The following is a 25,743-nucleotide window of genomic DNA, read 5'->3' as shown; positions in this document are numbered from 1 at the left end:
GGGGTGGCGCGGGTGCGGTCGGAGGTGCCGGCGGGCGGGGGTGCCGCGGGTGGGCGGTCGGCCGGGTCAGCCCGTGGTGAGCACCATCCGGAAGCGGGCGCCTCCGGAGAGCATCTTCTGGTACGCCCGGTCCGCGTCGTCCAGCGGCACGATCTCGGTCATCGGGCGGATGCCGTGCAGGGCGCTGAAGGCCATCGTGTCCTCCACGTCCTGCGCCGTGCCGGACGGGTGGCCGCGGACGACACGTCCGGTCATCAGCAGCTGGGCGGGGTTGATGCCGAGCGGCGCGGTGTCGGCCCCGATGACCACCAGCTCACCGCGCGGTGCGAGACCGTCGGCGGTGGCCGTGATGGCCTCGGAGCTGCCGGCGGTGGCCAGCACGGCCTTGGCGCCGCCGAGGGACTGCAGAGCCTCGGCGACCGGAGTGCCCGAGGTGCTGTCGATGTAGTGGTGCGCGCCGAGTTGCTTGGCGAAGTCCGCCTTCTCGGCGCCCCGGGCGATCGCCACGGTCTCGAAGCCCATCGCCACCGCGTACTGCACCCCGAGGTGACCGAGGCCGCCGATGCCCAGCACCGCGACCAGGTCGCCCGGCTCGGCGGAGCTGCGTCGCAGCCCGTTGTACGTGGTCACGCCCGCGCAGGCCAAGGGCCCCGCGTCGCTTGCCGCCAGGGCGTCGGGAATCCTGGCCAGGGCGTCGACGGGCGCGATCACCTTGTCGGCGAAGCCTCCGTCGTAGCTCCATCCGGGCACCTTGAGGTTGACGCAGACGATGAAGTCGCCGCGCCGGCAGGGCGTGCAGTGTCCGCAGCTGCCGCCGAACCAGCCGACCGCCACCCGGTCGCCGGCCCGGTGGCCCCAGTCCTCGGCGCCCTCCCCCAGTTCCTCCACCCGTCCCGCGATCTCGTGTCCGGCGACCACCGGGAAGCTGACGCCCGGCAGCGCGCCGTTCACGAAGAGAGCGTCGCTGTGGCAGATCCCGCACGCCTCGACGGCGATGCGCACCTGCCGGGGCCCCGGACGGGGCACGTCCCGCTCGGCCAGCTCGACCGCGCCGCCCGCGGTCGTCACCTGCGCAACTCGGTATGTGCTCATCTGTCTCTCCGGTGAACGGGTACGACGGTCCTCGCCACCAGCAGACCAGCTCGGGCCCGATCCCGCGCGCCGAACCGGCCGGGCCCCGGGCCGGCCTGGGCGGCCACGGCGTCAGGGGCTGCCGGGCCGCCAGTCCTCCGGGCGGAGCATCGCCAGCAGCAGCCGGACCAGCTCGTCCACCACCTCGTCCAGCGTGGCGTCCAGCCAGCCGGCGGTCCAGTCGTGCAGCAGGCCGTTGACGCTGCCGATGAAGGCGGTGGCCGCGAGGCGGTAGTCGCGTGGCGCCGCCTCCCCGCGGGCCACGGCCGCGTCCGCCTCGGCGCGGATGAGGTCCACCCAGCGGGCCCGGCGGGCGAGACGCTGCTCCTCCAGGCGGGGGCTGACGCCGATGATCTCCACGAAGGCGATGCGGATGCGGCGCGGGTCGGAGGTGACGTCGCGGGCATAGGCGCGGAAGAGCACGGTGGCCCGGTCGGCCAGGGGCAGGCCGTCCGCGTCGGCGAGCGCGGCCAGGACGGCCCGTTCGGCCCAGCCGTTGACCTGCAGATGCAGCGCGGCGAGGACGTCCTCCAGCGTGCGGAACTCCTCGTAGAACTGGCGCGTGGACAGGCCCGCGGCCTGGCTCAGCGCGGCGACCGTCGTCCCCCGGTAGCCGGGGGCGTCGCCGAACAGCCGCAGTGCGGCGTCCAGGAAGCGGCGGCGCCGCTCGGCCTGCCGTTCCTCGGCGGTCCGGCCGCCGTAGCGTCCCGTCGGTGCCCTGAGCCTGCCCCCCACGTGTCCCCCTCCGTCGCCCCGGCGATCGTCGCCGGTCGTCGCGCCGATCACCCCAATCCTGTCGTGCACACATCTTGTCGAGAAGGCCGCCCCCTCCTTACTTTTCAGTAAGTCCACTGTGAATGCGCCCGTGTTCAGATTCCCCCGAGGAAGGAGAGCCGTCATGGCTGCCTCCGGAACCCGGCACCTGTGCTCCGTTGCCGCCGCCCTGGTCCTGACCGTCGCCGGCCCGGCGACCGCCGCCTCCGCGGACGCCGGCGCCCCCGCCGGCCTGCGCGAGGTGCTGTTCGTCGGCAACAACTGGGACGGCACCGCCGATGTCATCAGATCCTCCGGCGACTTCGCGAAGATCGGCCGGATCGACGTCGTCCCGGACAAGGACGCGCGGATGGCGGAGATCAACGCGGACCCGGTCAAGTGGATCTACTTCCAGGCGATCCGCAACAGCGTCGGCGAGGGCCACGACCAGTTCGCCGACGACATGTACTCGACCCCGGACGGCGGATCGGTGGTGGTGTCCCGGCCGAGCTTCGCGGACGTCGTCTCCATCGACCTGGCCAGCGGGAAGGTCAACTGGCGTTTCGCGGTGTCCGGTTACCGCGCCGACCACATGGCGGTCTCCCCGGACGGCACCCGGGTGGCGGTCTCCGCCTCGACCGCCAACACCGTGCACGTGCTGGACATCGGCACCGGCAAGCAGCTCGGGTCGTTCAAGACCGGCGACAAGCCGCACGAGAACATCTTCACCAGGGACGGCAAGTACATCTGGAACATGTCCATCGGTGACGTCAACACCGCTCTGGACGACCCGGGCTGGGACTGGACCAAGGGCGACCGGCGCATCACCGTCGTGGACGCGACGACGTACCAGCAGGTCAAGGTCATCGACATGCGGCAGCGTCTGGACGCCTTCGGGCTGAAGGACTTCTCCGACGCGGTCCGCCCGGCCGTGTTCTCCCCGGACGAGTCCAAGCTGTACTTCCAGGTGTCGTTCTTCAACGGCTTCCTGGAGTACGACGTCGCCGCCGACAAGATCACCCGGATGAAGACGCTGCCGAAGAACCCGGCGACCAGCGAGGACCGCACCACCTGGGTCAACGACTCGCGTCACCACGGCATCTCGATGAGCCCCGACGGCGCCAAGCTGTGCGTCGCGGGCACCATGGACGACTACGCGGCCGTGGTCGACCGCGCCTCGCTCCAGGAGGGCCCGTCGGTCACGGCGTCCAAGCCGTACTGGGCGACGGTCAGCGGGGACGGCAAGGACTGCGTCGTCTCCGAGAGCGGCGCCGACCAGGTGACGGCCATCGACTTCGCGACCGGTCGGAAGGTGACCTCGGTCCCCGTCGGCGACCACCCGCAGCGCGTCCGGCTGGGGCATGTGCGGGACGGCTGGACGGGGCCGAGCGGCGGCTGACGGCCCACCGAGTCGTGGCCTCCGGGGCGACCCCACTCACTCCGGAGGCCACATCGCGTCAGAAGCGGGCCGCCGCCCACGCCGCCAGCTCGGTCCTCGCCGCGGCCAGCAGATCCGCGGTGGGTGCCGTCGCCCCGTCGGTCACCAGCGCGTAGTGCGGCACCCCGGAGTCCGAGTCGCCGAGCAGCAGCCTGCGGCTGCCCGTGCCGCCCGGCTCCGGGGCCACCGCGACCGGTGTGGCGGCGGTGTACGCGGGCGGGGCGTACACCGTGCCGAGATCGGAGACGACCGTGGTGGCGGCGGTGGGGAAGGACGCCGGCAGGTGCAGCTCGGTGGGTGCGGTGCCGTCGCCGGAGCGCCACACGAGGACGCCGTACCGGCCCGAGCCCACCAGCTTCGCCACGTGCGGCAGGGAACCGGGCACCGGGTTCCAGGTGAGGGTGGTGGAGCCGTCACGGGAACGGTCCTCGTAGGTGAAGGCGAGAGCGGTGCCGGCGGTGGCGCTCGGGTAGAGGCGGTCCAGGAGGCGGGCGTCCTGGCGCAGGACGGCGTGGCCGGAGTCGTCCAGCCGTACCGCCGAGAGGTCCTCGTCGTTCCAGGCGTCCTCGGCGGTGAGCACCTTGTCGGGGTTGCCGTTCATCGCCTCGTGGTGCCGGCCGTGGTAGAGGTCCCACTGCCACTGGGTGCCGGACAGCACCCGGCCGGAGGAGGCCGGACCGGTCCACCAGCTCGCCCCCGGCAGGCGGGAGTCGAGGGACTGGTACATGGCCTTCAGGACGGTCGGCGCCTTGTCGGCCACCGTGCCGGACAGGGGGTGGCCGAACTCGCTGACCACGGCCGCGGTGCCGGCCGCCGAGGCGCGGTCGCGGACGGCGGCGAAGTCGGCGGCGTACTGCCCGTCGGCCGCCTTGCCCCACATCAGGATGCCGGAGATGGCCTTCTGGTCGTAGAAGTGGGTGTTGAGAACATAACCCGGGCCGAGCGGGCCGGCGTCCAGCAGGCCGCCCTCCTGCTTCTGGGTGGAGATGTTGGCGTTCCAGAACAGGTTCGGCTCGACGAGGGCGGGCTTGTCCTGCCAGCCCGCGGCGTCCATGCGGGCGCGGAACCGCACGTAGAACGGCCAGAGCAGATCCCGCTCCCAGGTGCGGGAGGTCTGCCCGGAGTCGTAGGCGCCGGCGTACGGCTCGTTGTACGGGTCGAAGCCGGCGATGCCCGCGAACTCCCCCGCGCTCAGGTGCTGTCGCAGATAGCCCAGGGTGCTCCCGGCGGTGGCCAGGAAGGCGTCCTGGAGGCCGTGGGCGTTGTGCCAGAAGTCGTACTGGGCCTTCTGCACGGCCGCGTTCTGGGTGATGTTCTGCCCCCAGAAGAGGCAGATCCCGCAGGACTCCCTGGGATAGCTTCCGGCGTCGACGGCCCACCGGGGAGCACCGTCGCCCGTGTACCAGCTGCCGGTGTGGAAGAGGTACCGGGAGTACAGGTCCTGGTGGAAGTCGGGGTAGACGCGGATGCCCGCGTCCAGGAACGCGCGTATCTGCTCGGTCACGGCGGCCAGGTAGGCGGTGTCCACCTGGCCCCGTACGGGCTCGGCGTGGGCCCAGGAGAGCAGGATGCGGACCGCGTTGCCGCCGCCGAGGGCCCGCAGCGCGGTCGCGGACTTCCGGGCGTCGGCGACCGAGGCGAAGGGCAGGCCGCCGTTCTCCTCCAGTTTGGTCTCGCCGGAGACGTTGTAGCCGCGCAGGACGATCTCGCGGCCCTGGCCGTCGGTGAACCGGCCGCCCCGCACCGTCAGCGGCGCGCCGTCGAACCAGAGGGAGTCGGCAGGGGTGGCGGCGGTGGCGGGCGGGACTCCCGCCACCGCGAGGGATCCGCACAGGACGACCAGAACAGTCAGCAGACGTGCCCGGATTTTCGACATGTCCACCACAGTCCGACGATGCACGGACAGCGTCAACAGCTTCTGACTCACAAGTAAGTTGACTGTTGGTCAGCTCGGCCGTCTCACTCCCCCGTGCGGCGGGTCACCTTCAGCAGGTACTCCTTCCGGTTCAGCGGGTTGTGGTCGGTGCGCGGGCGTTCGGGAACGGTGCCGCGGGTCACCGGCGCGTAGTGGTCGAAGGCCGTCTCCAGCTCGCCCTCGCCCCGGGTCAGTCCGGGCAGCCGCTGCTCCAGCGCATGCGTCCGGGCCGCCGGAACCGTGCCCTCCAGCACACAGGCCGTGGCGTGCGTGCCGGTGCTCTCCGGTACCGCGCCGAGCCGGGCCAGCACCGGCAGCAGCGCGCCGAGGGTGTCGGCCGGCGCCTCCAGCCGGAAGCGGTGCACCGGCTCGTGCACCAGGGTGCCGGCCCGGCGCAGCGCGTCGGTCAGGACCAGCGGGGTCAGGCCCCGGAAGTCGTAGCCGGTGCTCGACATGCTCTTGTCGAAGCCCTGATGGGCGTGGCTCTGCCGGGGCGAGTAGCCGGAGTGGGTCATGGTGACCGCGCAGTCGGTGACCTGCCAGCCGTGCAGTCCCTGGCCGAGCGTCTCGCGGACGGTGTCCTCGACGGCCTTGAAGAAGGCGTACGGCATCGAACCCAGCTCCACCTCCAGCCGGAAGGCCACGCCCGCGCCGGGTGGGGCGGGGTCGACACGCAGGCCGACGGTGGCGAGGAAGGGGTTGGGGTCCCGCTGGTTGAACTCGACGGCGTGTCCGCTGCCGAGCGGCCGTTCGACGCACAGGATCGTGGTCTCGCGGAAGGTGACGTCCAGGCCGTACTCGTCGGCGAGCGTGGCCTGGAGGACCTCCTTCTGCACCTCGCCGTAGAGGGACACCGAGGTCTCCCCGCGCGGCTCGTCGTGGCGGACGCCGATGAGCGGGTCCTGTTCGGCGAGCTGGGTCAGCGCCAGGTACAGGGAGCGCCGGTCCGCGCCGGGGCCAGGGACGACGACGGTCTCCAGGGTGGGCGGCGCGAAATGGTGCTCGCGCGGCCGTCCGGGCGTGCCGAGCGCGTCGCCGATCCGGATGCCGCCGAGGCCCCACACCTTGGTGATCCGGCCCGCCCCGGCGCTGTCCGCCCGGGTGTCCGTGCCCCGCTCGAAGACGCTGAGCCCGGTGACGCGGCCCTCGTCGCCGGTGCCGCGGCGGCCGTCGCCGAACGGGATCCGGTCGCGGACGCGCAGGGTGCCGGAGAAGAGGCGGGCGTAGGCCACCTTCTCGCCCGCCGGGCCCCGCTCGACCTTGAAGACCGTGCCCGACAGGGGGCCGTCCGGGTCACCGGCGGCGGTGGGCAGCAGCCGTTCGATGCCGCCGATCAGCTCGGGCACACCGGCGCCGGTGACCGCGGAGCCGAAGTACACCGGGTGGACGGCGGCGCGGCGGGTCTGCGCGGTCAGGGCGCGGCGCAGCCGGTCCTCGGGGACGGCGCCGTCCAGGTAGGCGGCGAGCAGGCCGTCGTCCCGGTCCGCCAGCGCCTCCAGCGCCGCCGGGCCGAGGCCGGGGAGGAAGCGGGCGGCGCGCGTGCCGAGTCCGGCGGTGGTCCCCGTCGGGACGAGCGGTACGGCCAGCCGCTGCGCCATCCGGCGGAGCACGGCCGCTTCCCGGGCACCGCGCCGGTCGATCTTGTTGACGAAGATCAGGGTGGGGATGCGCAGGCGGCGCAGGGTGCGCATCAGCACGCGGGTCTGCGCCTGGACGCCCTCGACGGCGGAGACGACCAGGACGGCACCGTCGAGTACACCGAGCACCCGCTCCACCTCGGCGATGAAGTCCGGGTGACCGGGGGTGTCGATGAGGTTGACGGTGACGCCGTCGAGCGGGAACGACACGACGGCGGACTTGATGGTGATCCCGCGCCGGCGCTCCAGCGCGAGGGTGTCGGTGGTGGTGCTGCCGGCGTCGACGCTGCCGATCTCGTCGATCACTCCTGCGGTGTACAGCAGCCGTTCGGTCAGGCTGGTCTTACCTGCGTCGACGTGCGCGAGGATTCCCAGATTGAGCAGAGGCACGAAGCGTCATGTCCTTGAGAGAGCGGGCGATTCCTTCCGGGCGGGACATGAACGCTGCTCGCATGATCGCTCCTGGGTTCTCTCGGGGAACTCGACCGGTGCAGTGCAGCAGAACGGCGGCGGCACCGCCAACGGATTAACGTTCAACCAAGTGTCGTGCCCGGGTGAGCCGAGGAGCGGGCGATGCGTGAGATTCTCGCGGTACTGGACGGGTGGTACGCCGCCCGGCTGCCGTTCGGCCTGGCCACGGTCGTCGCGGTCAGCCACAGCGCGCCCCGCGGGCCGGGTGCTTCGCTGGCGGTCGGCCCGGACGACGAGGTGGTCGGCAGCGTGTCCGGCGGCTGTGTGGAGGGCGCGGTGTTCGAACTGGCCCGGGAGGTGGTCGAGAGCGGCACGGCGCGGCTGGAGACGTTCGGCTACAGCGACGAGGACGCCTTCGCGGCCGGACTCACCTGCGGCGGTGAGATCACCGTCCTGGTACGGCCCGTGACCCCGGCCCGGGATCCGGTGTTCGGTGCGGTCGCCGCGTCCGTCGCGAGCGGTGATCCGGTCACGGCGGCCACCGTGGTGGACGGTCCGGCGCCCCGCGGGGCCACCCTCGCGGTGTGGGCGCGGACGGCCGCCGGCAGCCTGGGCACACGGGGGCTCGACGCCGCCGTCGCCGCCGACGCGCGCGGCGAACTCGCCCTCGGTGTGACGGGGCTGCGGCACTACGGGCCGCACGGCGAGCGGCGCGAGGACACCGTCACGGTGTTCGTGCAGTCCTTCGCGCCGCCGCCGCGCATGCTGGTGTTCGGTGCCATCGACTACGCCGCCGCCGTGGCCCGGATCGGGGACTTCCTCGGCTACCGGGTGACCGTGTGCGACGCCCGTCCGGTGTTCGCGACGCCCCGCCGCTTCCCGGCGGGCGTGGAGGTCGTCGTGGACTGGCCGCACCGGTATCTGCGCGGCACGCGCACCGACGAGCGGACGGCGATCTGCGTCCTGACCCACGACCCCAAGTTCGACGTGCCGGTGCTGCGGGAGGCGCTGCGGCGCCCGGCGGCGTACATCGGGGCGATGGGCAGCCGGCGCACCCACGACGACCGGCTGCGCCGCCTGGCCGAGTCGGGCCTGACCGACGAGGAACTGGGCCGCCTGCGCTCTCCGGTCGGCCTGGATCTCGGGGCCCGCACGCCGGAGGAGGTGGCGGTGTCGGTGGCGGCGGAGATCGTGGCCCTGCGGTGGGGCGGCACCGGGGCGCCGCTGAGCGGGACGAGCGGGGCGATCCATCCGCGGGGAGTGGCCTGACGTTCCTCTGGGCGTGCCTCCGGGGCCCGGTCGGTCGACACGCCTGCCGTCACGGCGCGTCGGGCCCCTGCGTGTCCACGGAATCGCCGCCCGCGCCGGCGCCCGCCGCGGTGACGGGGCGGCGCTCGGGGTCGCCGGCCACGCGCGCGTGCACGTGCTGGTCGTGCCAGCCGTCGGTGTGCAGCAGGGCGCTGCGCCGGGTGCCCTCGGCGGTGTATCCGGCCTTCTCGGCCACCCGGCAGGAGGCGGGGTTGGCCGTCGAGTGGCAGAGCGTCAGCCGGTGCAGGCCCAGGTCGTCCAGGGCCCAGCGGCTCAGCCGCCGGGTCGCCGCGACCGCGATGCCGCCGCCGCGCGCCTCGGGCAGCACCCAGTAGACGACCTCGGCGGTGCCGGCCGCCAGGTCGACGTCGTTGAGGCCGGCGAGCCCGACGGGCGCGCCCCCGCGCGCGGCGATGGCCCAGATCGCCCCGGTCTCGGCCCGTCGGCGCGCGTGCAGACGCTCGATCCGGGCCCGGGCCTCGTCCCGGCTGCCGACGGAGAAGAGGTTCCAGTGGCTGATCGCCGGGTCCTGGCCCGCGGTGTGCAGGGCGTCGGCGTCGGCGTCGTCGAGGCGCCAGGGCCGCAGTTCCAGGCCGCCGGGCAGCGCCAGCACGGGCTGGTCGCGGTCGGCGAGACGGCCCGCGGGCACGACGGCGGGTATGCCGGAGCTGTTGATCATCCGGGGATGATGTCACGGTCGGCTACCGCTGCGGCAGGCGGTGCAGGGTCACCTCGGTGAGCGCTCCGCCGGCGACCACCGCCGTGAGGTAGGTGCAGTGGGGCTGGCGGCGGCGGTCGGTCGGGGAGCCGGGGTTGAGCAGGCGCAGGCCGCCGGGCGCGGTGGTGTCCCAGGGGATGTGGCTGTGCCCGAAGACCAGGACGTCCAGGTCGGGGAAGCGGGCGGCGCAGCGGGCCTCGCGGCCCTGGGCGGGGCCGGTCTCGTGGACGACGCCGAAGCGCAGGCCGCCCAGTTCGGCGTGGGCCACTTCGGGGAGCCGGGCGCGCAGGCCGGGGCCGTCGTTGTTGCCGTACACGCCGATCAGGCGGCGGCTGTGGCTCTCCAGCAGGTCGAGGGTGGCGGTGTCGACCCAGTCCCCGGCGTGGAACACGACGTCGGCCCGGGGGAGTTCGGCGAGCAGTTGCTCCGGGAGCTGCTTGGCACGCTTGGGCAGGTGCGTGTCGGACATGAGGAGGAGGCGCACGTCCGTCAGCCTAGGCCGCGCGCGAGGTGCGGCGGCGCAGGCCGCACACGGTGCCCAGCAGGGCGGCGCCCGCGCCGAGGGCGGTGGCGGCGGGATGCCGGACGAGGGTCTCCTGCCAGGAGCGGGAGTGGGAGCTGTCGTCGAAGGCGCCGTGCGCGCCCTGGTCGTCGGCGGGCGTGCGGTCGACCGGTTCGAAGAGATTGTCCAGGTGGGCCGGCGGGACGCGGTCGGTCTGCTGGGAGTCGAAACCGGTGCGGGCCAGGTAGCGGTCGAGCAGTGCCGGGGCGAGCCGGTTGGCCCAGACGGTGGCCACGGTGGAGGCGCCGATGTAGTACTGCTTGCGGCCCGGGTGGTCTGCGGCGTGGAGCACGCCCCGGGCGGCCACCTCGGGCTGGTAGATCGGCGGGACCGGCATGGGGTGCTTGGACAGCCGGGAGCGTACCCACTGGAACTGGGGGGTGTTGACGGCGGGCATCTGGGCGAGGGTGACGTGCACGTTGCTGTGGCGGTGCAGCAGTTCCGTGCGCAGGGAGGAGGTGAAGCCGTTGATGGCGTGCTTGGCTCCGCAGTACGCCGACTGCAGCGGGATCGAGCGCTCCCCGAGCGCGGAGCCGACCTGCACGATGGTGCCCCGGTCGCGGGGCAGCATGCGTTTCAGGGCCGTGCGGGTGCCGTTGACGAAGCCGAGGTAGGTCACCTCGGTGACCCGCGCGAACTCCTCGGCGGTGATCTCCTCGAACGGCGCGAACACGGTGGAGAACGCGCAGTTGATCCATACGTCGATGGGGCCGAACGTCTGCTCGGCGGCCTCGGCGGCGGCCTCCAGCTGCGCCGGGTCGGCCGCGTCGGCCACCTGCACCAGGGGCCGTCCGCCGAGCACCGCGACCTCGTCGGCCGCCGCCTCCAGGCCGCCCTCGCCGCGCGCGATCAGGACGACGTCGGCGCCGCGCTGGGCGTACAGGCGGGCGGTGGCGCGGCCGATGCCGGCGCTGGCACCGGTGATGACGACGGTGGGGGGCATGGTCCTCTCCTCTGTCACAGCGTTCTGCGATTCCGTTTCCCGCGCGGTCCTCTCACCCGACCCGGTAGGGCGCGGCCCGCTCCTCGGCCAGGGTCAGGCCGAGGCCGGGTGCCCCGTCGGCGCCCGGCGTGACGCTGCCGCCGCCCGGATCGAGGACACCGTCGAACAGGAGCCTTTCGATGCGGACGTGGTCGTGGAACCACTCCAGGTGGCGCAGGTTGGGCACGGCGGCGGCCACGTGGGCGTGGGCGTGGGGGGCGCAGTGCCCGGAGACGTCGAGGCCGCGCGCGTGGGCGAGCGCGGCGGCACGCAGCCACACGGTGATGCCGCCGCACCGGGTGACGTCGGCCTGGAGGCAGTCGACGGCCCCGGCGGCCAGCATGTGCTCGAAGTACGGCAGGGTGTAGCCGTACTCGCCGGCGGTGACGTCCATGGGGACCCGGCCGCGGATGTCCGCGAGGTGGGTCGGGTGGTCGGAGGAGACCGGTTCCTCGAACCAGGTGACGCCCTGGCCGGCGAGCCGGTCCGCGACGCGTAGGGCCTGGCCGGCGGTGTAGCCGCCGTTGGCGTCCACGTACAGCTCGGCCGTGTCGCCGATCGCGGCCCGGGCACGGGCGACGCGTTCCAGGTCGCGGTCCTCCCGGCGGCCCCACGACTCCCCGATCTTGATCTTGACGCGGGGGATGCCCTGTTCCTCGGCCCAGCCGCGCAGCTGGCGTTCCTGCCGGGCGCTGTCGTAGGTGGTGAAGCCACCGCTGCCGTAGACGGGCACGTCGTCGCGGGCGGCGCCCAGCAGGCGGACGAGGGGGAGGCCGAGCAGGCGGGCCTTGAGGTCCCACAGGGCGATGTCGACGGCGGCGATCGCCTGGGCGGCCACGCCCGGCAGTCCGGCGTTGCGTACGGCCCGGGACATGTGTTCGTTGGCGCGCGGCACGTCGTGGGCGGTCAGGCCGGTGACGGTGCCGGCGAGGAGGTCACGGACGACGTGGGCGGTGGCGGCGGGCGCGTAGGTGTAGCCGAGGCCGGTGGTGGTGCCGGAGCGGACGGTGACCAGGACGAGGGTGGTCCTGTCCCAGGCGAGGGTGCCGTCCGCCTCGGGGGTGTCGGTGGGGACGGTGTAGACCGCGGTGTCGACCGCGTCGACGGCCGGCTGGTCGCTCATGGTCACCTCCTGAGCTGCCGCAGGCCGCCCACGGCACCCGCGGCGAGAGCGGCCACGGCGGCGGTCGTCGCCCAGCGGGCGGTACGGGACGGCTCGGGCGGGCGGTCGCCCAGGCGCTCCGGGTGGTCGCCGGGCAGGTTGCCGTCGAGGGCGAGCGCCAGGACCTCGGCGAGGTGCAGGGCGCGGCGGCCGGTGCCGCCCTGCTCGATCTGGGTGCGGCAGCTGAAGCCGTCGGCGAGGACCAGGCTGTCCGGGGCGGCCGCGCGGACGGCGGGCAGGACGCCCTGTTCGGCGACGGCCATGGACACCTCGTGGTGGCCGCGTTCGAAGCCGAAGTTGCCGGCCAGGCCGCAGCAGCCCTCGTCGAGCACCTCGGCGTCGAGGTGGGCGCGGCGCATCAGCTCGCGGTCGGCGTCGAACTTCATGACGGCGTGCTGGTGGCAGTGGGTCTGGACGGTCGCCTGCCGGGCGAGCTGCGGAGGCCGCCAACCGTCGGGGGCGTGGTGGACGAGCTGTTCGGCGAAGGTGCGCGTCTGCGTGGCGAGCCGCGCCACGTCCTGGTCGCCGGGCATCAGCTCCGGGGCGTCGGCGCGGAAGACGGCCGTGCAGGAGGGTTCCAGGCCGATGATCGGCGTACCGGCCTCCAGGTAGGGCCGCAGCACGCCGAGGGTGCGGGTCAGCACCCTCTTGGCGACCGGGAGTTGACCCGTGGAGATCCAGGTCAGGCCGCAGCACACGGGCTCGGTGGGGACGGCGACCCGGAAGCCGGCGTCCTCCAGGACGCGTACGGCCGACTTCGCGAGGGCGGGGTGGAAGTAGGTGCTGAAGGTGTCCGGCCACAGGACGACCGTGCGCGGGTCGGCGGGATCCGGATCCTCCCGGTGGCGGCGGGCCCGCCACCACTGGACGAAGGACTCCTCGGCGAACACGGGGGCCGAGCGGGCCTCGTCGATGCCGGCGAGCCGCTTGCCGAGGCGGGCCAGGGCGGGCGCGTGGAGGGCGGAGTTGACCAGGGCGGGAGCGATGCGCGACAGCCGGGCCCACAGCGGGAGCCAGCCCATGGAGTAGTGGGCCATGGGCCGTATCCGGCCCGCGTAGTGGTGGGACATGAACTCCGCCTTGAGGGTGGCCATGTCGACGCCGGTGGGGCAGTCGGACTTGCAGCCCTTGCAGGCCAGGCAGAGGTCGAGCGCGTCGTGTACGGCGGTGGAGCGCCAGCCGTCGCGGACGGCGGAGTCGGCGTGCCCGTCGAGCATCTCGAACAGCAGCCGGGCCCGGCCGCGGGTGGAGTGTTCCTCCTCCCTCGTGGCCCGGTACGAGGGACACATGACACCGCCGGAGTGGCTGCGGCAGTTGCCGATGCCGACGCAGCGCATCACCGCGCGGTTGAAGGAGTGGTCGTCCTCGGGGAAGCCGAAGTGCGTGGCGGGGGTGGCGGGCCGCCAGGCGGGACCGAGCCGCAGCTGCCCGTCGACGGGGTTCGGGTGGACGATCTTGCCGGGGTTCATCCGGTTGCCGGGGTCGAAGAGCGCCTTCAGTTCGCCGAACGCGGTCACGAGCCGTTCCCCGTACATCCGCGTGAGCAGTTCGCCCCGGGCCTGGCCGTCACCGTGCTCGCCGGAGAGGGAGCCGCCGTAGGAGGCGACGAGGTCGGCCGCGCGTTCCAGGAAGTGCCGGAAGCCGGCCACGCCCTGGGCGGTCGACAGGCCGAAGGGGATGCGGGTGTGGACACAGCCCTGCCCGAAGTGGCCGTACAGGGAGGGGTGGTCGTAGTCGAACTCCTCGAAGAGCCGCTTGAGGTCGCGCAGGTAGTCGCCGAGGCGTTCGGGCGGTACGGCGGAGTCCTCCCAGCCCTCCCAGGTCTCCCGGTCGTCCGGCGGGCGGGCGGTCACGCCGAGTCCGGCCTCGCGGGCCTTGAGCATCTTCTGCTCGCGCTCGGGATCGTCGGAGAAGGCGACGCGTCCGTCGTCCTCCTCGCGGCCGACGGCGCGCAGCAGCGCGCGCGCCTGCGCGTCGACCTCCTCCTGGCTGTCCCCGCTGTGCTGCACCATCAGCCAGCTGTCGCCCTCGGGAAGGATGCCGAGCGAGTCGAGGTAGGCGCCCTCCTCGCGCATCAGCTGGGCCATGCGCCCGTCCAGGGCCTCCAGCTGGGTGGGCGAGCAGTGCTCCAGCAGGCGGGGGACGTCGTCGGCGGCGGCGCAGATGTCGTCGTAGCCGAGGACGAGCAGGGACTGGTACCGCGGCACGGGCACGAGGTCGAGTTCGGCGCGCAGGACGGTCACCAGGGTGCCCTCGCTGCCGACGAGGGCCCTGGCCACGTCGAAGCCGTTCTCGGGCAGCAGGGAGTCCAGGTTGTAGCCGGAGACGCGGCGCGGGATCCTGGGGTAGCCGCGGCGGATGTCGGCCAGGTATTCGGTGGCGAGGCGGTCGAGGCCGGCGTAGATCTCGGCGAGCCGGCCGCCGCCGGCGATGATCCGGGCGCGCTCGTCGGGCGGGGTGGGGCCGACCCAGGCGCGCTGCCCGTCGTAGGTGAGGATCTCCAGGCGCCGTACGTTGTCCACGGTCTTGCCGTAGGCCTGGGCGGAGGCGCCGCAGGAGTTGTTGCCGATCATGCCGCCGATCGCGCAGTGGCTGTGGGTCGACGGCTTCGGCCCGAACTGGAGGCCGTGGCGGGCGAGTCGCCGGTTGAGTTCGTCGAGGACGATGCCGGGCTCCACCACGCAGGTGCGACGCTCCGGGTCGACGGAGAGCACGCCGGTGCAGTACTTGCTCCAGTCGATCACCACCGCGGTGTTGGTCGACTGTCCGGCCAGACTGGTGCCGCCGCCGCGGGAGAGGACGGGGACGTCGAAGCGTGCGCACACCGCCACCGCCCGGGCGCCCGCCTCCACGCTGCGGGGGACGACGACGCCCAGCGGGACCTGCCGGTAGTTCGAACCGTCCGTGGCATAGGCGCCACGGCTGCCCGCGTCGAAGCGGACCTCGCCGTCCACCTCGGCGCGGAGAACCGCCTCCAGGCCGGACCTGTCCGCAGAGGTCATCTGCGCTCCTTCCACTGCACCGACGGGCTGCCCTTGTCCGGGGTCCGGCGAGTACCCGGGCAAAAGGACAGCCAAAACTGAACAGTTTCGGCTGGACAGCCTGCACTGTCGGTCATAGTCTGGCGCCATGGCCGACATCTCCGACTCCGCCGCCCGTGCCGCCCGCGATCTGCGCGTGGTGTTCAGCAGGCTGCGGCGCCGCATCCGGGAGGTGGCGCAGGACACCGACCTGAGCCCCTCGCAGGAGTCGGCGCTGACCCTGGTCGGCAAACACGGCGCGGCCACGGCCAGCGCGCTCGCCGCCGCCGAGGGCGTACGTCCGCAGTCCATGGCCACCACGCTGGCCGCCCTGGAGCAGCACGGACTGATCCGACGCGCCCCCGATCCGGACGACGGCCGCCGCCAGCTGGTCACCCTGACCGACGCCGGCCGGGCCCGGATCGAGGGGAACAGGCAGGTGCGCGAGGAGTGGCTGGCCCGCGCCTTCCAGGACCGCTACTCCGAGGAGGAGCGGCGGACGGTCCTCGCGGCGCTGGAGCTGATGGACCGCCTGTCCCGGCCCTGACACCGCGACCCCCAGGAAAGGCCCGACCATGTCCCTCACCACGCTCGACGCCCGCACCGCCCTCGTGGCGATCGACCTCCAGAACGCCATCGTGGCCATGCCCACCCAGCCGTACCCGGGCCCCGAGGTCGTGTCCCGTACGGCGGAACTCGCCGACGCCTTCCGCTCCCACGGGCTGCCGGTGGTCCTCGTCCGGGTCTCCTTCGCCCGCGACGGAGCGGACGCCGTCCCCGGCCGCACCGAGCGCCAGCCGCGCGGGCTCGCCTTCCCCGAGGGCTGGGACATCGTCGTCGACGAGCTGTCCGGACACCCCGGCGACATCCGCGTCACCAAGCACAACTGGAGCGCCTTCCACGGCACCGACCTGGACGTTCAACTGCGCCGCCGGGGCATCACACAGATCGTGCTGACCGGGATCGCGACCAGTATCGGCGTCGAGTCCACCGCCCGCGACGCCTACGCGCACGGCTACCACGTCACCCTCGCCACGGACGCCATGGCCGACGCCGACGCCGGGGCGCACGCGAACAGCGTCGAGCGGATCTTCCCGCGGCTCGGCGAGAGCGGCACGACGGCCGAGGTCCTGGAACTGCTCGCCAAGACCCGCGCCTGACGCCCCGGGCGCTCGCCTCCCGCTTCCCGCACGGGCGAGCGCCACGTCCCGGCCGCTCCCGCGCCTCGGGTCAGTCCTCGCCCCGCACGATGGTGTCCTCGGCCGCATCGCCCTGCCGCCGGACGGAGGCGCGGTCCAGGACGGCGGGGAGGCAGGTGCGCATCCCCCGGCCCCGCCGGCGGCGGGCCTCGGCCCATCCGGTCTCGGCGGAGGGCAGAGCGGCCTTGTCACTGCTGTGCGCGGTCACGTCGTTCATCTTCCTTCTGCGCTGTCGGTGGCCGCCCGGGTCCCCGCGTCACCACGCCGGTAAACCCGAGCGGGCGGCAGCGGTCAGGTACGGCCGCCGCCACCGCCGCCGAAGGACCCGCTGGAACCGGGCGACCAGCGCGCACGGCGCTGGTCGTCGGCGCGCTTGGTGCCGACGTTGCCGAGCTGGTGCGGGGTCAGGCGCTCGCTGTCGTCGGCCGCGCGGGGCACCTCGTCGGGCTCGCGCATCTCACTGGTCTCACGGACCGGGCCGGACGGCGGCATCCTCGGCTGTTCTTCGGGCCGGGGCGGAGCCGGTTCACGCCGGCGCACCTTGAACCCCAGCCGGAAGGCCCAGATCAGCCCGGCGACGCAGACCAGGCCCACCACGAGAATGACGATGTACCCGAAGACCTGCACACCGGCCGCTGCTTCGTACATGGCACTGTTCATGAGCGCCGGGTACCCGGGGGCCCGCCGAGGATGCCCGGCGCGGTGACCGTCAGCCGATCGGCCCAGTCCATGGCGTACACCGCCGGAAGCGGGCAGGGCGTGGCGTGGGCGGGCCCACGGCCGCCGGGAGTAGCGTCACCCGCGATGACCGAATCGCCGCAGATGTCAGAAATCCCGGAGATCACCGCCCGGTACACGGCACCCGCGCCACGCCCCGGCCGAACCCTGCTGCGCTGGGTCTCCACGACCGACCACAAGGTGATCGGCCGCCTCTACATGGTGACGGCCTTCTGCTTCTTCCTGCTGGCGGGGCTGCTCGCGCTCGGCATGCGCGCCGAACTGGCGCGGCCGGGCCTTCAGTTCCTGAGCCGGCAGGGCTACAACGAGTTCGTCACCGTGCATGGCACGATCATGATGCTGCTGTTCGCGACGCCGATGTTCGCCGGCTTCGCCAACGCCGTCATGCCGCTGCAGATCGGCGCCCCCGACCTGGCCTTTCCGCGGCTGAACGCGCTGTCGTACTGGATGTACCTGTTCGGCGGCCTCATCGTGGTGTCCGGGTTCGTGGTGCCGGGCGGGGCGGCGTCCTTCGGCTGGTTCGCCTACGCGCCGCTCAACAGCGCCTACTACTCCCCCGGCGCGGGCGGTGACCTGTGGGCCATGGGACTGGTGGTGTCGGGTGTGTCGACGACGCTGACCGCGGTGAACTTCATCGCCACGATCATGTGCCTGCGCGCGCCGGGCATGACCATGTTCCGGATGCCGATGTTCACCTGGAACGTGCTGTTCACCTCGATCCTGATCCTGCCCGCGTTCCCGGTGCTCACGGCGGCACTGCTGGTGCTGGAGGCGGACCGGAAGTTCGGGGCGCACGTCTTCGACGCGGCCAACGGCGGCGCGCTGCTGTGGCAGCACCTGTTCTGGTTCTTCGGGCACCCCGAGGTCTACATCGTGGCCCTGCCGTTCTTCGGGATCGTTTCGGAGATCATCCCGGTCTTCTCCCGCAAACCGCTCTTCGGTTATCTGCCGATGATCGGGGCGACCATCTCGATCACCATGCTGTCGGCGGTGGTGTGGGCGCATCACATGTTCGCCACCGGCGCGGTGCTGCTGCCGTTCTTCTCGGTCATGTCGTTCCTGATCGCGGTGCCCACGGGCATCAAGTTCTTCGCGTGGATCGGGACGATGGTGCACGGGTCGCTGTCGTTCGAGACGCCGATGCTGTGGTCCCTGGGCTTCCTGGTGTCGTTCCTGCTGGGCGGCCTCAGCGGGGTGCTGATCGCCTCCCCGCCGCTCGACTTCCACCTGACCGACTCGTACTTCATCGTGGCGCACCTGCACTACGTGCTGTTCGGCACGGTGGTGTTCGCGATGTTCGCCGGGTTCTACTTCTGGTGGCCCAAGTTCACCGGGAAGATGCTGGACGAACGGCTCGGCATCGTGCATTTCTGGCTGCTCTTCCCGGGCTTCCAGCTGACCTTCCTGGTCCAGCACTGGCTCGGCGAGGAGGGCATGCCCCGGCGGTACGCGGACTATCTGCCCGGGGACGGCTTCACGCTGCTCAACACGCTGTCGACGGCGGGCGCGTTCCTGCTCGGCGTGTCCACCCTGCCGTTCCTCTACAACGTCTGGCGCACCGCCACCAAGGGCGTACGGGTGACCGGGGACGACCCCTGGGGCTGGGGCCGGGGCCTGGAGTGGGCGACGTCCTGCCCGCCGCCCAGGCACAACTTCGTCGCGCTGCCCCGCATCCGGTCGGAGTCACCCGCCTTCGACCTGCACCATCCGGAGGTCGAGAAGCCGGCCGGGGAGGAGAGGGCGCGATGAGGGCGGAGGCGGTTCTGTTCGGCGGCGTGGCACTGTTCTTCGGTGGTTCGGCCGCCCTGTACGGGGTGTGGTCGGGGGACGCGACGGGCACGACGGCGCTGGTCGTCGCGTTCGGGATGGCGGCGCTGATCGCCTTCTTCTGTCTGATCCAGTACCGGCGCCGGGGCGCGCGGGCCCAGGACCGCACCGAGGCGGAGGTCGCGGACGGGGCCGGACCGGTGGCGTTCTTCCCGGACGAGAGCCTGTGGCCGGTCGTCACCGCGCTCGGCTTCGCGGTGACGGCCACCGGTGTCGTCTACGGGCTGTGGCTGTTCCTCATCGGTCTCGGTGTTCTGGCTCGCGGGGTGTGCGGGTTGGTGTTCCAGTACGCGCGCCGGTGAGCGGTCTGCGGGGAGCGCCGGGCCGGAAGGTCTCGACGGGCTCGTGGTCGCTCTCGTAACCGCCGGTGACGGTCTGCCGGATGTCGCCGGTGGGCACGCCTTCGTCGAGACGCTCCCGCTCGGCCGCCGTGAGGGCCCGGCACAGCCACCGGGTCACCAGGAACGCGAGGACGGGCGCCACCACCAGGGCGACGCGCAGCACCCAGGTGAGGGCGTTGACGGAGATGCGGAACGTCTGGGCGGTGATGTCGTTGCCGCCGGCCAGCAGCAGCACTCCGTAGAAGACCGTGCCCGCGACGCCGAGGCCGGTGCGCACGGGACGCTCGCGCGGCCGGTCGCACAGGTGCTGTTCGCGCCGCCACTCCCCCGTCAGGCGTTGCTCCACGAACGGATAGGCGTAGAGCACGGCGAACAGCAGGCCGGGCAGGACCACCGCCGGGAGCAGTACGTTCCACATGAACGTGTGCCCGGCGACGTTCGTCTCCCACGGCGGTACGAGCCGCAGCGCGCCCTCCAGGAAGCCCACGTACCAGTCGGGCTGGGAGCCGGTGGAGACCAGGTCCGGACGGTAGGGGCCGTAGACCCAGACCGGGTTGATCTGGGCGATGCCCGCCAGCAGCACCAGCACACCGAAGACCGTCAGGGACAGACCGGTGGAGGTGGCGGTGAACTGCGGGAAGAGGGGTTTGCCGCGGACGTTGCGGAGGGTGCGGCCGGGTCCGCGCCACTGGGTGTGCTTGAGGTGGAACACCAGGATCAGATGGACCGTCACCAGGGCGATGAGCGCTCCGGGGAGGAGCAGGACGTGCAGCGGGTACAGGCGGGTGACGATGTCGTGGCCGGGGACCTGGCCGCCGAAGGCGAAGAAGGCCACGTACGTGCCCACCACGGGGAGGGAGAGCATGATGCCCTGGGCGATGCGCAGCCCGGTTCCGGAGAGCAGGTCGTCGGGGAGCGAGTAGCCGGCGAAGCCCTCGGCGAGGGAGAGCATGAACAGGGTCACCCCGATCACCCAGTTCAGCTCCCGCGGCCGGCGGAAGGCGCCGGTGAAGAAGATCCGGAGCATGTGCAGGCCGATCGCGGCGACGAAGACCAGCGCGGCCCAGTGATGGGTCTGCCGCATCAGCAGTCCGCCGCGCACGTCGAAGCTGATGCGCAGGGTGGAGTCGAACGCGGCCGACATGCGTACTCCGCGCAGCGGTGCGTAGGGGCCCGTGTAGACGACCTCGCGCATCTCCGGCTGGAAGAAGAACGTCAGCCACACGCCCGTCAGGACCAGCACGAGCAGGCTGTACAGGGCGAGTTCGCCGAGGAAGAAGGACCCGTGCTCCGGGAACGCCTTGCGCAGCAGCGAGCCGCCCTCCAGCACGGGCAGCCGCGCGTCGGCCGCGTCCACCAGCCGTTCGGCACGCCGGCCGGCTCGGCTCATGTGTCCTCCGCCGTGGCGGACCGCTCCACCTCGGCCTCCACCTCGGCCCGCGACCGGCCGGTCTGCTTGGCGTATTCGCTGACCGCGCTCTGCAGGTCCCGGGCCAGGTCCCGCCAGGCACGCAGGGCGGTCTCGTAGGTGCCCGACTGGGCACCCGTCATCCGCCGCTCGGCCGGCGGGCCATAGGTCTCCCGCAGGTCCTCGACCGTGGCGTGGGCCGCTGCGGCCGCGCGCTGCTTCTGCACCAGTTCCTCGAAGGTGTGTGCCACAACAACCGACCCTAGGCACGGGTGCCGGAGCGCGCCTCCCCAACCTGTCCGAACGGCGCGCTTCCCCACCCGGGTGGCGGGTCAGCCCTCGGGCACGAGATCCGCCCACACCTGTTTGCCACCGCTGACGGGAACCGTCCCCCAGGCCTCCGACACGGCCTCCACCAGCAGGATGCCCCGTCCGCCGGTGGCCTCCCAGCCGATGCTGGTGGGCTTCACGGGGCTGCGCGGGGAGGAATCGGCGACGGCGAGCCGCAGCCGGTGGTTGACCAGGCTCATGTCGAGCCGGACCGGGCCGCCGGTGTGCACGAGGGCGTTGGTGACGAGTTCGGAGACGACCAGCAGCGCCGTGTCGAGCGTCTCCCGGGGGATGCCCCAGGCACGCAGGGTGCGCCGGGTGAAGCGGCGGGCGTGCCGGACCGCCTCCGGCACCCGCCACACCGTCCAGCTCTCCCGCAGCGGCCGCACGGCCATGCCGTCGTAGCGCATCAGCAGCAGGGCGACGTCGTCGCCGCGGTGGGCGCCGGTGAGCAGGGCGTCGGCGACCAGGCCGAGATGGGCGGGGTCGGCGGCGGCCAGTTCGCGGGCCAGCCGGTCCATGCCGGCGTCGAGGTCGGCGTCGGCGGACTCCACCAGGCCGTCGGTGGTCAGCGCCAGCACCGTGCCGGGGCGCAGCCGCAGCGGGGTCATCGGGAAGTCGGCCTGTGCGAGCACGCCGAGCGGCGGACCGCCCTCGGCCTGCACGATCTCGGTGCTGCCGTCGGGGTGGCGCAGCACCGGCTGCAGATGCCCGGCGCGCACGCACCAGGCGGTGCCCTGCTCCATGTCGACGTCGACGTAGGCGCAGGTGGCGAAGAGGTCGGTCTCCATCTCCAGGAGCAGCCGGTTGGCGTGCGCGACGACCACGTCCGGGGAGTGGCCCTCGGCGGCGTAGGCGCGCAGCGCGGTGCGCATCTGGCCCATCAGGGTGGCCGCGCCGGCGTTGTGGCCCTGGACGTCACCGATGACGAAGGCCACGTGGTTGTCGGCGAGCGGGATCACGTCGTACCAGTCGCCGCCGACCTCCAGGCCGGCCGTGGTCGGCAGGTAGCGGGCGACGGCGACCGCGCCGGGCAGCCGGGGCAGCCGGCGGGGCAGCAGGGTGCGCTGGAGCATGCCGACGAGTTCGTGCTCGGCGTCGAAGGCGTGGGCGCGCAGCAGCGCCTGTCCGGCGAGGCCGGCGCAGGCGGTGAGCAGGGCGCGTTCGTCGGGGGCGAACTCGTGCGGCTGGTCCCAGCCGACCAGGCAGGCGCCGGCCATCCGGCCGCCGGCCGGGAGCGGCAGGATCGCGAGACCGCCCGGACCGACCTCGGCGAGGGCGGGCTCCAGGTCCGAGCCGGCGGGCCAGATCCGGGCGCGGCCCGCGCGCAGCGCGGCGGCCAGGGTGGGCATGTCGCGCACCGGCGCGTCGGGCCACTCCGTGCGCCATTCGGAACGCCACAGCTCGGGCCAGGCCTCGGGCTGGGGCGGGTCGAGGACGGTGACGACGAGCCGGTCGTTCTCCAGCTCGGCCAGGGCGATCCGGTCGGCCCGCAGGGGTGTGCGCAGAGCGGCGACGACGGCCTGGCCGACGTCCTTGACGGTGCCGGCGGTGGCGAGGGCGGCGGCCAGGCGCTGCACGCGGGCCACGTCGGTGACGTCGGAGCGCAGGGTGGAGGCGTCGGCGACGGTGCCGACGAGCCGGGCGGGGCGGCCCTCGCCGCCGGGCAGCAGCCGGCCGCGCAGCCGCAGCCACGTGGGCGGACCGTCGGGCTGGAGGATGCGGAACTCCAGCTCACGGTCGCCGATGGACATGTGGTCGGCCTCGACCACGGACATCAGCGCGGGCAGGTCCTCGGGCACCGCGCGGCCCAACAGGGTCTCCACGCGGCCGTCGAAGCTCGCCCGGCCGATCCCGAACAGCCGCAGGATGCCCTCGCCGACCTCGACCCGGCCGCTGTCCACGGCCAGGCTGAAGGCGTTCTCGGTCAGCTCGCCGGTGTCACCGATGATGGCCGGGGCGGGTACGGCGACCGTGCCGGCGATCAGTTCCAGGCAGGCCCGGTCGTCGGTGCCGAAGCCGCCGGGGTGCTCGCCGACGGCCAGCAGGCAGCCGCCGCCCGGCGGGCCGAGCGGCAGGACGGCCAGGGAGAAGTCGGAGGACGGGGTGCGGCGCGCGTCCGGGCCGCCGGCCAGTTCGGCGGGGCCGAGCCACCGCGGCACTCCGGTGCGGTGCACCTCGGCGACCGGGGAGGCACCGGCCGTCGGGTAGCAGTCCCGCAGGCCGTACAGGGTGCGCGGCAGACCGGCCGACTCGGCGAGGCAGAGCAGCCCGGGGTCTCCGCCGGGCGTGTACACCCCGGCGAAGGACGCCCCGGCGAACACCAGCGCCTGTTCCAGGACGCGGCGGAGCCGGTCGGAGGTGGCCGGCGACGCCATCAGCGATGCGAGGGCGACTTCGGCACGCTCCGCTCTCGTCCTGCTGATCGCAGTGCCCTCACTGACCACGTCGCCATTACAGCGCGTGTGAGCCGCCCGCGCAGCCCCTGTGACCGCAGGCTATGCGGACACCGTCCTCAGCCCCCTGCTCACGGTGGCCGTCACCGCGGCGACGGTGACCAGCAGGGGGAAGACCAGCAGGGCCGGTCCCGGGCTCCAGCGGGCCAGCAGCGCGCCGGCCAGGGCGGGGGCGAGCGCGGCGGCCGAGCCGGCGGCGAGCAGCACGCCGCTGACCACGCGGCCTTGCAGTCGGTCCGGTGTGACGGCGGCCTGGTGGCCGAAGAGGGCCGCGTTCGCCGTGGGGCCGAGGAACACGGCGGCGGCGAGGGGTACGGCGGCCAGGACGGTGCTGGACAGCAGTGCGCTGACCGCCATCAGCGCGGCGGTCGTCCAGCACAGCAGGGTGATCAGTACGGGCAGTCGCAGCCGCCGCTGGAGCAGCGGGGCCGCGAAGGCGCCCAGCAGGCCGCCCACCGCGAAGATCGTGCCGGCGAGGCCCACCAGGAACGGCGAGACGCCGGCGTGGCGGAGCGCGAGGGTCATCGCGAAGACCATGCCGGTGAAGGCCATGTTCAGCGGTGCGGCGATCACCAGCAGGGCTCGCAGGAACGGGTGCCCCAGCAGGAAGCGCAGCCCCTCCGTGGCGGACGCGCCGACGGCCGGGGCCGCCTCCCGCCGGTCCTCCTGGAGAGGCCGCCGGATGCAGCACACGGCCACGAGGGAGAGCAGGAAGCTCAGCGCGTTGCCGAGGAAGGGCAGGGCCCGGCCGAGCCCGAACAGCAGGCCGCCCAGCGGCGGACCGGCCAGCGAGACGCCGTAGGTCCGCGCCTCGTTGCGGGCGACGGCGGAGGTGAGCTGGCCGGGACGGACCAGATTGCGCACCGAGGCGTGCTCGGCGGTGCTGAAGACGGCCGTGGCGGCGGCGCCCGCGACCACGGCCGCGAGGATCACGGGCAGGCCGGCGGTGCCCGCCACGACGGCCCAGCCGAGGAGGGCGTACACGGCGAGCCGCAGGACGTCGCAGGCGATCATCAGCCGGCGCCGGTCGAAACGGTCCGCGAGGACACCGGCCGGCAGCCGGCACACCAGGGTGGTGACGAGCCCGGCGGTGCCGACGAGCCCGGCCCGCGCCGGTGAGCCGGTCTGCTGCAACACCAGCAGCGGCAGCGCCAGTTCCACCATGGCGCCGCCCAGATCGGACAGGCACTGACCGGTCCACAGCAGAGTGAAGTCGCGGTTGCGCCACAGAGTCGGCGCGGGACCGGTCTCCGCCGCCCCGGTGGCCTCCCCGGCGAGCGGGGGCCGGGTCATGCGGAGTCCTCGACGGCGGTCGCCGCGGCCGTCCCCTCGGCGACCGCCGACCGGGCCGAGCCCTGGGCGGCCGGGCTCGGGGCGGCCGTCGGCTCGGGCAGGCCGGCGGCGGGTGTCGCCGTGGTCGGGCCGTCGGGGGCCGGGGGCTCGGTGGACTGCGCCCCCGTGGTCGTCGTGGTCGTCGTGGTCGTCGTCGCGGCGAGGGTCCCGGAGGCCGGCTGTTCCGTCCGGAGGCCGGTGGGGATCACCAGCAGCTTCGTCACGGAGCCGTCCTCGTCCACGACGTCCCGGACGTGCCGGAAGCCCAGCCGCCGGCACATGGCCAGGCTGGCGGTGTTCTCGGCGCCCACCATGCCGTAGGCCTCGGTGAGGCCGAGATCGTCGGCGGCGTGCCGGAGCAGGCCGCGTACCGCCTCTCCGCCCAGGCCTCGCCCCCAGTATCCGGGGGCGAGGGCGGTCACGAGTTCGTGGCCGTCGACGTTGCCGGTCGGCTTCACCTCGGCATGACCGACGTAGCGGCCCGCCAGCCACAGGCCCCACACGTCGAAGCGCCGTCGGGGGTAGACCTCGGTGAGGATGGCGCGGAACAGCTCGCGGATCTGGGGTTCGGGCACGAGGTCCTGCCCCATCCAGCGGCACACCTCCTCGTCGCGCAGCAGGGCGACGAAGACGTCCTCGTGCTCGGGCCGGTAGGGGAGGAACTCAAGGCGCTCGGTGCGCAGGACGGGGGTCATGGCGGGCTCCTCGGGAGTGATGCGGTGCGGCGGGGCCGAGGGCGGTGGGGCGCCGGGGCGGCGACGCGTGGGGGGAGGAGGCGGTGCCGGGCCGGCGCGCGTGCGGCCGGCCCGGCGGTGCGGTGGTGGTGAGGGTGGTGGCGCGGCCGGTCAGGCGCCGGCGTTCTCCATGCGGTCGCGGAGGCTCTTCGGACGCATGTCGGTCCAGACCTCGTCCACGTAGGCGGAGCACTCGGCCTCGGTGCCCTCCTTGCCGACGGGCTGCCAGCCCGCGGGCACCTCGAGGTCGGCGGGCCAGAGGGAGTACTGCTCCTCGTCGTTGCGCAGCACCTGGTAGCGGGTGTTCTCGTCCATGTCGGGTTCCTCCGTCGTCGGGTTCG

The 25,743-nt window shown here is 73.3% G+C and carries 23 protein-coding genes; 6 read left to right on the top strand and 17 right to left on the bottom strand.

What is annotated here, in order from left to right; all coding sequences use genetic code 11:
• Window positions 1-66: 66 nt before the first annotated feature.
• Both ACZ7KF_RS06355 and ACZ7KF_RS06350 read right to left on the bottom strand, forming a co-directional pair.
• On the bottom strand, window positions 67-1,092 hold the full coding sequence (locus ACZ7KF_RS06355; protein WP_471069794.1) for an alcohol dehydrogenase: 1,026 nt from the start codon (window positions 1,090-1,092) through the stop codon (window positions 67-69).
• A gap of 111 nt (window positions 1,093-1,203) precedes the next feature.
• A complete protein-coding gene (locus ACZ7KF_RS06350; RefSeq protein ID WP_471069793.1) occupies window positions 1,204-1,866 on the bottom strand; it encodes a TetR/AcrR family transcriptional regulator in 663 nt (220 codons plus the stop codon).
• A 163-nt stretch (window positions 1,867-2,029) separates the two neighbouring features.
• Here ACZ7KF_RS06350 and ACZ7KF_RS06345 point away from each other — a divergent pair, with 163 nt between their 5' ends.
• Window positions 2,030-3,283, top strand: a complete 1,254-nt coding sequence (locus ACZ7KF_RS06345; RefSeq protein ID WP_471069792.1) for a YncE family protein — start codon at window positions 2,030-2,032, stop codon at window positions 3,281-3,283.
• A gap of 58 nt (window positions 3,284-3,341) precedes the next feature.
• Here the strand turns inward: ACZ7KF_RS06345 and ACZ7KF_RS06340 are convergent, their stop codons facing one another.
• Both ACZ7KF_RS06340 and ACZ7KF_RS06335 read right to left on the bottom strand, forming a co-directional pair.
• Window positions 3,342-5,198 (bottom strand): endoglycosylceramidase, encoded by a 1,857-nt coding sequence (locus ACZ7KF_RS06340; protein ID WP_471069791.1) that lies wholly within the window; start codon window positions 5,196-5,198, stop codon window positions 3,342-3,344.
• Between the two features lie 83 nt (window positions 5,199-5,281).
• Window positions 5,282-7,264, bottom strand: coding sequence for a GTP-binding protein (locus tag ACZ7KF_RS06335; protein WP_471069790.1), 1,983 nt, complete (start codon window positions 7,262-7,264; stop codon window positions 5,282-5,284).
• Window positions 7,265-7,447: 183 nt separating this feature from the next.
• On the opposite strand from ACZ7KF_RS06335, the gene ACZ7KF_RS06330 reads away from it, so the two are divergent.
• On the top strand, window positions 7,448-8,554 hold the full coding sequence (locus tag ACZ7KF_RS06330; RefSeq protein WP_471069789.1) for an XdhC family protein: 1,107 nt from the start codon (window positions 7,448-7,450) through the stop codon (window positions 8,552-8,554).
• Window positions 8,555-8,603: 49 nt separating this feature from the next.
• On the opposite strand, the gene ACZ7KF_RS06325 is transcribed toward ACZ7KF_RS06330, so the two are convergent.
• Genes ACZ7KF_RS06325 through ACZ7KF_RS06305 form a run of 5 tightly spaced genes read right to left on the bottom strand, consistent with a single transcriptional unit; the run spans window position 8,604 to window position 15,019 of the window.
• Window positions 8,604-9,272: a GNAT family N-acetyltransferase gene (locus ACZ7KF_RS06325; protein WP_471069788.1), complete on the bottom strand. Its 669-nt coding sequence runs from the start codon at window positions 9,270-9,272 to the stop codon at window positions 8,604-8,606.
• Window positions 9,273-9,294: 22 nt separating this feature from the next.
• Window positions 9,295-9,795 carry a metallophosphoesterase family protein gene (locus ACZ7KF_RS06320; protein WP_471069787.1) on the bottom strand — a complete coding sequence of 167 codons (501 nt, stop codon included), beginning with the start codon at window positions 9,793-9,795 and terminating at the stop codon, window positions 9,295-9,297.
• A gap of 10 nt (window positions 9,796-9,805) precedes the next feature.
• On the bottom strand, window positions 9,806-10,816 hold the full coding sequence (locus ACZ7KF_RS06315) for an SDR family oxidoreductase (protein ID WP_471069786.1): 1,011 nt from the start codon (window positions 10,814-10,816) through the stop codon (window positions 9,806-9,808).
• 52 nt (window positions 10,817-10,868) lie between these two features.
• On the bottom strand, window positions 10,869-11,978 hold the full coding sequence (locus ACZ7KF_RS06310) for an enolase C-terminal domain-like protein (RefSeq protein WP_471069785.1): 1,110 nt from the start codon (window positions 11,976-11,978) through the stop codon (window positions 10,869-10,871).
• Between the two features lie 2 nt (window positions 11,979-11,980).
• A complete protein-coding gene (locus tag ACZ7KF_RS06305) occupies window positions 11,981-15,019 on the bottom strand; it encodes an FAD-binding and (Fe-S)-binding domain-containing protein (RefSeq protein WP_471069784.1) in 3,039 nt (1,012 codons plus the stop codon).
• A gap of 127 nt (window positions 15,020-15,146) precedes the next feature.
• Between ACZ7KF_RS06305 and ACZ7KF_RS06300 the strand changes: the two genes are divergently transcribed.
• Together ACZ7KF_RS06300 and ACZ7KF_RS06295 are read left to right on the top strand one after the other, a co-directional pair.
• Window positions 15,147-15,584 (top strand): MarR family winged helix-turn-helix transcriptional regulator, encoded by a 438-nt coding sequence (locus tag ACZ7KF_RS06300; protein WP_225825832.1) that lies wholly within the window; start codon window positions 15,147-15,149, stop codon window positions 15,582-15,584.
• 28 nt (window positions 15,585-15,612) lie between these two features.
• Window positions 15,613-16,197, top strand: a complete 585-nt coding sequence (locus ACZ7KF_RS06295; protein WP_471069783.1) for an isochorismatase family protein — start codon at window positions 15,613-15,615, stop codon at window positions 16,195-16,197.
• Window positions 16,198-16,267: 70 nt separating this feature from the next.
• On the opposite strand, the gene ACZ7KF_RS06290 is transcribed toward ACZ7KF_RS06295, so the two are convergent.
• Entirely contained in the window at window positions 16,268-16,453 is a 186-nt protein-coding gene (locus tag ACZ7KF_RS06290) for a hypothetical protein (RefSeq protein ID WP_471069782.1), read from the bottom strand.
• Between the two features lie 74 nt (window positions 16,454-16,527).
• Window positions 16,528-16,896, bottom strand: coding sequence for a DUF6479 family protein (locus ACZ7KF_RS06285; RefSeq protein WP_471069781.1), 369 nt, complete (start codon window positions 16,894-16,896; stop codon window positions 16,528-16,530).
• Between the two features lie 144 nt (window positions 16,897-17,040).
• On the opposite strand from ACZ7KF_RS06285, the gene ctaD reads away from it, so the two are divergent.
• Window positions 17,041-18,723, top strand: a complete 1,683-nt coding sequence (ctaD, locus tag ACZ7KF_RS06280; protein WP_471069780.1) for an aa3-type cytochrome oxidase subunit I — start codon at window positions 17,041-17,043, stop codon at window positions 18,721-18,723.
• The gene (gene ctaF / locus ACZ7KF_RS06275; protein WP_471069779.1) at window positions 18,720-19,103 is read left to right on the top strand and encodes an aa3-type cytochrome oxidase subunit IV; all 384 of its coding nucleotides are present in this window, start codon (window positions 18,720-18,722) and stop codon (window positions 19,101-19,103) included. Before ctaD ends, ctaF begins: the two co-directional genes overlap by 4 nt.
• Here the strand turns inward: ctaF and qcrB are convergent.
• The 6 genes from qcrB to ACZ7KF_RS06245 form a co-directional block, all read right to left on the bottom strand.
• Window positions 19,039-20,532, bottom strand: coding sequence for a cytochrome bc1 complex cytochrome b subunit (qcrB, locus tag ACZ7KF_RS06270; protein WP_471069778.1), 1,494 nt, complete (start codon window positions 20,530-20,532; stop codon window positions 19,039-19,041). The genes ctaF and qcrB overlap by 65 nt on opposite strands.
• Window positions 20,529-20,801, bottom strand: a complete 273-nt coding sequence (locus tag ACZ7KF_RS06265; RefSeq protein ID WP_471069777.1) for a hypothetical protein — start codon at window positions 20,799-20,801, stop codon at window positions 20,529-20,531. The genes qcrB and ACZ7KF_RS06265 overlap by 4 nt, the downstream gene beginning before the upstream one ends.
• 81 nt (window positions 20,802-20,882) lie before the next feature.
• Window positions 20,883-23,327 (bottom strand): SpoIIE family protein phosphatase, encoded by a 2,445-nt coding sequence (locus ACZ7KF_RS06260; protein WP_471069776.1) that lies wholly within the window; start codon window positions 23,325-23,327, stop codon window positions 20,883-20,885.
• 51 nt (window positions 23,328-23,378) lie between these two features.
• Window positions 23,379-24,629, bottom strand: a complete 1,251-nt coding sequence (locus tag ACZ7KF_RS06255; RefSeq protein WP_471069775.1) for an MFS transporter — start codon at window positions 24,627-24,629, stop codon at window positions 23,379-23,381.
• The gene (locus tag ACZ7KF_RS06250; RefSeq protein ID WP_471069774.1) at window positions 24,626-25,363 is read right to left on the bottom strand and encodes a GNAT family N-acetyltransferase; all 738 of its coding nucleotides are present in this window, start codon (window positions 25,361-25,363) and stop codon (window positions 24,626-24,628) included. Before ACZ7KF_RS06250 ends, ACZ7KF_RS06255 begins: the two co-directional genes overlap by 4 nt.
• A 150-nt stretch (window positions 25,364-25,513) precedes the next feature.
• Window positions 25,514-25,717: an MbtH family protein gene (locus ACZ7KF_RS06245; RefSeq protein WP_471069773.1), complete on the bottom strand. Its 204-nt coding sequence runs from the start codon at window positions 25,715-25,717 to the stop codon at window positions 25,514-25,516.
• Between the last annotated feature and the right edge of the window lie 26 nt (window positions 25,718-25,743).

The sequence above is a fragment of the Streptomyces sp. NPDC038200 genome, assembly GCF_055600785.1.
This window is presented reverse-complemented; position numbering and strand designations above follow the sequence as displayed.